Source organism: Rugamonas rubra, assembly GCF_900114705.1.
In the GTDB taxonomy this organism is placed as follows: Bacteria; Pseudomonadota; Gammaproteobacteria; order Burkholderiales; family Burkholderiaceae_D; genus Rugamonas; species Rugamonas rubra.
The window spans coordinates 96,874-104,622 of record NZ_FOTW01000027.1 but is presented as its reverse complement, the minus strand read 5'-3'; the positions used below and the strand labels follow the sequence as shown (position 1 = coordinate 104,622).

Below are 7,749 nucleotides of genomic sequence, written 5' to 3'. Positions count from 1 at the left end.
CCGGCCGTCATTTTGACCGGGTCGTCAAATCAAAGGCACAGCGCTACCCATATAAGAAGTCAAAAGCTTAAGTCAACGGCATTAGGGTCTGACCCTCGTTTTGGGCCGCGCAACACTACATCAACTCCTCCAACACCGCGCGCAACTGCGCCATGTCGTCGACCACGCGCAGCGCGCCGGGAAAATCATAGTGCCGTGTCAGCGCGTTGCGCAGGACGATGCAGCGCAGCCCGGCGGCGCTGGCCGCCTGCAGGCCGCGCGGCGAATCCTCCACCACCACGCACTGCGCCGCGTCCAGGCCGAGCCGCTCCAGGCCGAGCAAATAGGGCTCGGGCGAGGGCTTGCTGTTGACGTAGGACTCGTGAGTCAGCACGAACTCGAAGTGCTGGCGCAGCGGCAGGCGGGCGTGGATGATGTCGAAGTGCTCGGCGCGCGAGCTGGTCACCACCCCCATGCGCAGCCGCGGCGCCAGCGCCGCCAACAGCTCGGCCACGCCGGCGATGGCCGGAATATGCTCGGCCGCCAAACGCTCGCTGTACTGGCGGTTGCGGCCCTCGCGCAGCGCGGCGATCTGCGCCGCCGTGACGCCGCGCGCCGCCAGCAGATGCCAGGCGCCGCAATTGTCGACCAAATACCAGTCGAAGAACTGGCGCTCGCTCAGCACGATCCGGTGGCGCGCGAACAGCTCGCGGTTCGACTCGTAGAACAGCTGCTCGGTGTCGACCAATACGCCGTCGTTGTCCCATAAAACCCCAGCTAACATAGGCGGCATCCCTTCCAGCGCATGGCAAAAACGGCAATTGTACCTGCTCGGCCAGGCATTGGTGGTCTTCGCTTGCCGTGTGTGCAATACTCCGTGCTGTGCTCCAAGAAAACAGCTATATGGCCGTCACAGCGCTCTTCCCCCGCAGTCTCAAATTCCGCCTGACCGGCGTCGTCGTCCTGCTGGTCCTCGCCGCCACCGTGGTGGTGACCTGGGTCGCGTTGATGCTGGCCGAGCACGACATGAAGGCCATCATCGGCGACCAGCAGTACGCGCTGCTGTCGGGCGCCGCCGCCAACATCGACGAGCAGCTCGGCGCCCGCCGCCAGATGCTCGCCGCGCTGGCCGAGTCGGTGCCCGACGCGGTGCGCGACCAGCCCGGCCGCATGCAGGACTTCATCGAGCGCCATCCGACCGCGCGCAAGGCCTTCTACAACCTGGTGGTGTTCGACGCCAAGGGCGAGCTGGTGCACGACGCGCGCCACAACAAAACGGACGCCCCCATCAACGTCGCCGACCGCCAGTACTTCGACGACACCCTGGCGCTGAAGGCCGGCGTGATCTCGGCGCCGTTCCGCAGCCAGTTGTCGAACATGCCGGTGGTGCTGATCACCCAGCCGATCTTCGACCAGCGCGGCGAGGTGGCGCTGGTGCTGGCCGGCAGCATCGACCTGGACAACGCCACCTTCTTCGAACAGATCAGCGCGCAAAAGCCGGGCAAGACCGGCTTCATGTTCATCATGACGGCCGACGGCATCCTGGTGCAGCATCCCACCCGCGCCCGCCTGCTACAACACATCAACGCGCGCGCCGGCCGCAACGACGCCACCGAGATGGCGCTGCGCGGCTTCGAGGGTTGGACCGAGGCCAACAACAAGGACGGCAGCCCCGGCATCTACTCCTACAAGCGGCTCAAATCGATCAACTGGATCGTCGGCGCGCGCTTCCCCTCCGACGAGGCCTTCGCGCCGATGATCGCCATGCGCCACCAGGCCCTGTTGGCGGCCACCGGCTTCGCCGCCGTGGCCGGCGCGCTGGCCTGGCTGGTGATCCTCACGCTGCTGCGGCCACTGGGCCGGCTGCGCCGCCACATCGCCGACATCCGCGCCGGCCGCGCCGCCATCGGCGTGCTGCAGCGGCGCCGGCGCGACGAGATCGGCGAGTTGAGCACCGCCTTCCACGAACTGATGGCCGAGCGCGAGGCGGCGCAGGAGCGCACCCGCATGATCGCCGACTCGATGCCGGCGCTGATCGCCTACCTCGACCGCGACCTGCGCTACCGCTTCACCAACGCCCACTTCCGCGAGATGATGCAGGTGGAGCCGGACAGCATGCTCGGCAAGACCGTCGCCGAGACCTTCGGCGAGCCCTTCTACCAGATGCTCAAGGAGAAGCTCGACGCCGTGCTGCGCGGCGAGCGCGTGCACTACGAGCGCGAGGGCGTCAACCAGGGCCGCGTGGTGCAGCTGATGGGCGACATGCTGCCCGACTTCGGCAGCGACGGCAGCGTGGCCGGCATGTACCTGATGGTGATGGACATCACCGAGCGCAAGAACGCCGAGCTGACCCAGGCCGCCAGCGAGCAGCGCCTCAAGCTGTTGACCGACAACCTGCCGGTGCTGATCTCCTACCTCGACGGCGAGCGCCGCTTCCGCTTCGTCAACGCCACCTTCCGGCAATGGTTCGGCCTCGACCCGGCGCGGCTGATCGGCCAGCACCTGTTCGACGGCATCGGCGCCGAGCACTACCGCAACGCCGAGCAGCACCTCGACCAGGCCTACCGGGGCCGCCGCGTCACCTACGAGCTGAAGGCGCGCATGGCCGACGGCATACACACGCTGGAGACCACCTTCGTGCCCGACCAGCGCGCCGACGGCAGCGTGGCCGGCGTCTACTCGCTGACCCACGACACCACGCGCATGAAGGAGATCGAGGAGCGCCTGATCCAGCTGGCCCGCGTCGACACCCTGACCGGCATCGCCAACCGCCTGATGTTCGAGGAGATCCTGCAGCTGGCGCTGGGCCGCGCGCGGCGCAACCGCCAGCCGATGGCGCTGGCCTACCTCGACATCGACAACTTCAAGACCATCAACGACACCCTGGGCCACGGCGCCGGCGACGAGGTGCTCAAGGAGTTCGCCGCCCGCCTGGTCGGCAACGTGCGCGCCACCGACACCGTGGCCCGCCTGGCCGGCGACGAGTTCGTCATCATCTACGAGCAGGTGCACAACGGCGACGAGGCGCTGCGCCTGGCCGCCAAGATCGTCGAGGCGGTGCGCTGCGACTTTTGCGTGGCCGGCGCGCCGATGCGCATCACCACCAGCATCGGCATCGCCCTGCGCGACAACGACGACGAAACGCCGGCCGCGCTGGTGGCGCGCGCCGACGCCGCGCTCTACCGCGCCAAGCGCGACGGCCGCGACGGCTACGCGCTGGACGGCATGGCCTGAGGCGAGCTAACTATTCGCTGAGGTCGTCCTTGTAATTCGAATTGGGATAAATTGGTTGCGTTGGAGGTGGGGTCGGCACAGGGAAACGATGCTTTACCGCCCATTCCGTGATGTCGTGGATGATGCCCGGCTTTTCGCCAACTGGGCAATCAAGCAGGCATAGCCAAGTTTTTCCTTGCAGGCCAATGATGGGTTTTGGTGGATCGGTGAACCGCGACCAACCGACAAATTTACCGATGAAGCTGCCGCACTTCGAGTAGGAAGTGACATCGATGTAGGGCTGCGCACGATTGTAAAGCTGGGCGGTCCACTCGCGGCAGCCGAAGCTTCCGTGATAGTGGTCATCCTTATCCCACCCGTCCGCGTAGCGCGCATCGTCTATCCTCGTACAAATCGCAGGTGAAAAACTGTCATCGCCGGGGATGCCTTGCGACCAGTCGGCAAGACCATATCCTCGTTTTACAGTTGACCCATCAAATGTGAGAACAAGGCGACCAAGCATGCTAAATTTGGCGGTTAATCGTCTAAGGCGCGCGTTTCCAGACACTACCTTTCCCGATGGATCAAACATGATAAGCACGGCCGCGAGGGACTCTTCACCCGGGACCTCGAACGTGATTGTCGGCTCGAGCAGTTCCGCCCCAAGAAGATACACTTTCTCACGTCCCTTTTTTTCCAGCGCAACATTCATATCGCGGGCAGATCTTGCGCTGTTTCTTACTGACCTAGCTTCGGCCAAGAACACAACATAGCGTATCTCCCACGGCCGGACGAGCCATTCGCGGGAGATGTCACGTCCGAGAACTGGGTTTGCTGATAATGCTTCGTTCGAAGTCGACAACAATGCTGCGGAAATCAAAACCAACTGCCCCCTTAGGTTTGTCATAGTATTTTCGGCTCTTGGATCGTTATGTGGAGATGGTTGTTGTGAGTCTTTTCGTTCGCACTGCGCTGCTCATTTGGCACTGGTGGAGCGCCGCTCTTCGTGTTGACATCCATGTACCACGGATCAAGAACCTGCTTGACATACTCGTTCCCGTGCAGTCTTCCACGCAGGACGCTTATCAAACTTGCCTCATTTTTGTTGCGTTCCTTGTTCCATGAATCATATGCGATCTCCAAGCGCTGATCACTGGTGTCCGTCCGTGATTTAGCAACCCGCAGGCGCTCTTGTAAGCGCGCCTTATCGTCATTATCGTGGCTGCGCGCCAGCTCGCTTTCTATCGACTTCAATTCCTTCTTCCTTACCTCATTTTCTGCCTTCTCTCGCTCGTACTCGGCGTACAGTTCCCGCTCCTTGGCACTGACGTTTTTGTCCGGCTTGGCCTTGGTGTTCGTCAACACCGCGCGGTTGATATTCACGCGCTCCTTGTCCCGCTCGGCGTAGTTGATGTCCAGCCCCAGCCCGGCGCGGTGGACGATCGAGCCGAGCATCGGCCGCCAGCCCGACGTGACGCGCATCTCGGTGATGCCGACGGCGCCCGCCTCGGCCAGCAGCGCCGCGTAGGCGCGCGGGTGCGTGCGCGTCAGCACGCCCCGTACCTCGGACACGTAGGCGGTGTTCTCGCGCACGTTCTGCGCCTCCTCGAAACGCACGCGCAGGGTGTGCTTCGGGGCCGAGTCGCTGGCCGGGAACTCGACCACCAGCTCGGGCGACGGCAGCCCCGCATAGATTCTGCGCACGGCGGCGCGGATGGTCGGCGTGGTGTCGGCGGGCAGCATGGCGTCGGCATCGGCCACCGTGTAGAGATTCGAGACGAGCGTCCAAATGTCGCCGGTCAACGAGGTCTTGTAGATGTCGACCAAGGTCTTACCATTCCTGCGGCAGTCGCACGGTTGGCCCAACTTCCCCTTCAAATGGGTCTCGCTGCGGCCCTTCTTCTCCGTGATGAGAACCTCCACGTCGTTGTCCTCGGCGACCACGGCGTAGACGGGGTAACGCCGGAAATCCGGGTGGACGTCGCTGTTGAGGTAGAGCTCCACCTTGTTGCCCCGAGCGACCGTTACGACGATCTGGCGCTGCTTGGCGCTGAGCGCATGTGGCTTGCCGTCGTCGGCCGGGTGCACGCGGCCGTTGATGGCCACCAGGTAGCGCAGCGCCAGATCGGAATTGGTCGCGCTGGTGTCGAATTGATAGGTGATCTTGCGCATCCCGCTGAGCCTGACGATGGTGAACTTGCCCTCGTCGTTGAAGACACAGGTGGCGGTGATTTCTTTCGCGGCCATCGCTTCGCTCCCTCGGCGCGCTAGGCGCCATCGGACGGCGTGTCGCCGCCCAGCTGCAAGGTCGCCGTTGCCCGTTCGTGCGCGGTCAACGCCATGGTCCTGCCGTCGGCGTCCGTTACGCCTTGCCGGCTGCTGCCGTCCGGCAGAACGATGCTGTATCGAATACCCGACAGGGGTAGGCCCGTGCCTTCGGCGACGACGAGGAAGCTGGCGAGCAGATCGCTGTTCTCGGGCGCGGACGCTTTTTCGGCGGCTGGCTCGCCCCCCTCCCCCGCGCCGTCGTCAATCAGCATCGCATGTTGCGAGGCGATAATCGTTGCACCGCACGCGGCCTTCATGCCGTCGACCACCACCGCGTCGCCGAACATGAAGGAGGCGATGCCGTCGTCGATGGGGAACTTGCCCTTGCACTGGGGACAGAACGTCATGTGGCCGCGCCGCGTAATCGCGCGGCCATCGGTGGTGCAGGTATCGTCGCCTTCGATCACTTCGCCACCGTGGGAGGTGCGATCGCCTTTACAGATTACGGCACGTAACATGATGGGCTCCGTTTGACGGGGGAACAATCACTGTAGGACGCTCACTGTTCAGTCCGTTGACTTGGCGCAAACCGGAATGCGCCGACGACGCGGCTGTGCAATTGCGCGACAGCCGAACGCATTGGCCGCCTCAGGCCGATAGTTGCGACCGATAACGGTATAGTGAGTCGGCAACAATGTGATGGACCAGGTGGTTTGTAGATGAACACCTGAACTCCACCGTATCGAAATCCACTTGCCCGAATTTTAATTCGTGTAAAATGCCTCCCATGAAACCGAAAGACACGGAAAAACTGAGGAAGATCGTCCAGGCCACCTACGCCCTGGTGCAGCAGCGCGGCCTGGCCGCCCTGACGCTGGCGGAGATCGCCCGCGCCGCCGGCATCGCCACCAGCACGCTGTACATCTACTTCGACTCCAAGCAGGCCCTGCTCGACCAGCTCTACCAGGACGCCAAGACAGCCACCTTCGAACGGCTGGTGGCCGATGCCGCGCCGACGCCGCCGCTGAAGGCGCGGGTGCGCAGCATCTGGCTCAACATGCTGGCCAACCGCCTGGCCAACCCGGCCGAGATCATCTTCATGGAGCAGTACACCAGCTCGCAGTTCATGAGCGAGGCCAACCGGGAGCTGGGCGGCCGCCTGGCCGGCTTCTTCCACGCCATCCTGAAAAACGGCCAAGACGAGGAGACGCTGAAGGCGGTGCCGCTGCCCTTCCTGATGGCGCTGTTCCTCGGCTCGGTGCAGGAGACGGCGCGCCTGGTGCGGCAAGGGGTTCTGGCCGACGACGAGCAGACCCGCGCCACCGGTTTTTTGCTGTGCTGGGACGCGATCAAGGCCTGAAGCCGGGCTGGATCGTGTTTTTTTAACTTTTTACCGAATAGGAATTCACTTAAAATGAAAAAAATCGCCCTCATCACCGGTTGTTCCAGCGGCATCGGCCGCGCCGCCGCCACCTTGTTCGCCGCCCACGGCTGGCAGGTGGTGGCCACCATGCGCGATCCGGCCAAGGCCGGCGAGCTGGCCCGCCTGCCCAACGTCAGCATCGGCAAGCTCGACGTGACCGAGCCGCAGTCCATCGCCGCGCTGGTCAAGCAGACCCTGGATACCTGGGGCCGCATCGACGTGCTGGTCAACAACGCCGGCTTCGGCGCCTTCGGCCCGTTCGAGACCGCCAGCGACGCGCTGATCGAGCGCCAGCTGGCCACCAACCTGAAGGGCGTGTTCGACCTGAGCCGCGCCGTGCTGCCGGCCATGCGCCGGCAAGGCGAAGGCGCCATCGTCAACATCGCCTCCATCGGCGGACTGACCACCATGCCGCTCAACGCCATCTACCACGCCACCAAGTACGCCGTGGTCGGCTTCACCGAGGGTCTGGCCTACGAGCTGGCGCCATTCGGCATCCGCGCCAAGATCATCGCGCCGGGCGGCGTGCGCACCGAGTTCGCCGCCGGCTCGTTGGCGCTGACCTTCAGTGACGACCAGCACCCGTATGCCGGCATGGTCGGACGGGTCAGGCAGGCCTTCGCCGGCCGCGCCGGCCAGCACTCCGAGCCGGAGGACATCGCCAAGGTGATCTACCGCGCCGCCACCGACGGCAGCGCGCAGATCACCTACGTCGCCGGCGCCGACGCCGAGGCCCTGCTGGCGGCGCGCGCCAAGCTGGGCGAGCAAGGCTACGTCGCCATGATGAACGAGCGCTTCAACGTGGCGGGGCCGGCGTCGCACTAACGAGACGACGTCCCCCACCCCGCAGAAAAAGGGGTCAGACC

The 7,749-nt window shown here is 64.3% G+C and carries 7 protein-coding genes; 3 read left to right on the top strand and 4 right to left on the bottom strand.

Going from position 1 to position 7,749, the window contains the following annotated elements; genetic code table 11:
* Positions 1 to 115 precede the first annotated feature (115 nt).
* Complete coding sequence (locus BM252_RS24785; RefSeq protein ID WP_093390346.1) at positions 116 to 763, bottom strand: HAD family hydrolase; 648 nt, start codon at positions 761 to 763, stop codon at positions 116 to 118.
* Positions 764 to 882: 119 nt separating this feature from the next.
* Here BM252_RS24785 and BM252_RS24780 point away from each other — a divergent pair, with 119 nt between their 5' ends.
* Positions 883 to 3,213: a diguanylate cyclase domain-containing protein gene (locus BM252_RS24780; protein ID WP_093390345.1), complete on the top strand. Its 2,331-nt coding sequence runs from the start codon at positions 883 to 885 to the stop codon at positions 3,211 to 3,213.
* 10 nt (positions 3,214 to 3,223) lie between these two features.
* Here BM252_RS24780 and BM252_RS30485 read toward each other — a convergent pair whose 3' ends face one another.
* From BM252_RS30485 to BM252_RS24770, 3 genes are read right to left on the bottom strand one after another with little or no spacing between them, the layout of a single operon-like run.
* A complete protein-coding gene (locus BM252_RS30485; protein ID WP_139236742.1) occupies positions 3,224 to 4,099 on the bottom strand; it encodes a hypothetical protein in 876 nt (291 codons plus the stop codon).
* Positions 4,096 to 5,439, bottom strand: coding sequence for a hypothetical protein (locus BM252_RS24775; RefSeq protein ID WP_093390344.1), 1,344 nt, complete (start codon positions 5,437 to 5,439; stop codon positions 4,096 to 4,098). The genes BM252_RS30485 and BM252_RS24775 overlap by 4 nt, the downstream gene beginning before the upstream one ends.
* A 20-nt stretch (positions 5,440 to 5,459) precedes the next feature.
* The gene (locus BM252_RS24770; RefSeq protein ID WP_139236741.1) at positions 5,460 to 5,978 is read right to left on the bottom strand and encodes a PAAR domain-containing protein; all 519 of its coding nucleotides are present in this window, start codon (positions 5,976 to 5,978) and stop codon (positions 5,460 to 5,462) included.
* A 269-nt stretch (positions 5,979 to 6,247) separates the two neighbouring features.
* On the opposite strand from BM252_RS24770, the gene BM252_RS24765 reads away from it, so the two are divergent.
* Positions 6,248 to 6,820, top strand: coding sequence for a TetR/AcrR family transcriptional regulator (locus BM252_RS24765; protein ID WP_093390342.1), 573 nt, complete (start codon positions 6,248 to 6,250; stop codon positions 6,818 to 6,820).
* 54 nt (positions 6,821 to 6,874) lie between these two features.
* Positions 6,875 to 7,708, top strand: a complete 834-nt coding sequence (locus BM252_RS24760; RefSeq protein WP_093390341.1) for an SDR family oxidoreductase — start codon at positions 6,875 to 6,877, stop codon at positions 7,706 to 7,708.
* Positions 7,709 to 7,749 lie beyond the last annotated feature (41 nt).

Excerpts from the sequence above, each read along its gene's own strand:
- BM252_RS24785 (WP_093390346.1), bottom strand. The coding sequence starts at position 763 with ATGTTAGCTGGGGTTTTATGGGACAACGACGGCGTATTGGTCGACACC.
- BM252_RS24780 (WP_093390345.1), top strand. The coding sequence starts at position 883 with ATGGCCGTCACAGCGCTCTTCCCCCGCAGTCTCAAATTCCGCCTGACC.
- BM252_RS30485 (WP_139236742.1), bottom strand. The coding sequence starts at position 4,099 with ATGACAAACCTAAGGGGGCAGTTGGTTTTGATTTCCGCAGCATTGTTG.
- BM252_RS24775 (WP_093390344.1), bottom strand. The coding sequence starts at position 5,439 with ATGGCCGCGAAAGAAATCACCGCCACCTGTGTCTTCAACGACGAGGGC.
- BM252_RS24770 (WP_139236741.1), bottom strand. The coding sequence starts at position 5,978 with ATGTTACGTGCCGTAATCTGTAAAGGCGATCGCACCTCCCACGGTGGC.
- BM252_RS24765 (WP_093390342.1), top strand. The coding sequence starts at position 6,248 with ATGAAACCGAAAGACACGGAAAAACTGAGGAAGATCGTCCAGGCCACC.
- BM252_RS24760 (WP_093390341.1), top strand. The coding sequence starts at position 6,875 with ATGAAAAAAATCGCCCTCATCACCGGTTGTTCCAGCGGCATCGGCCGC.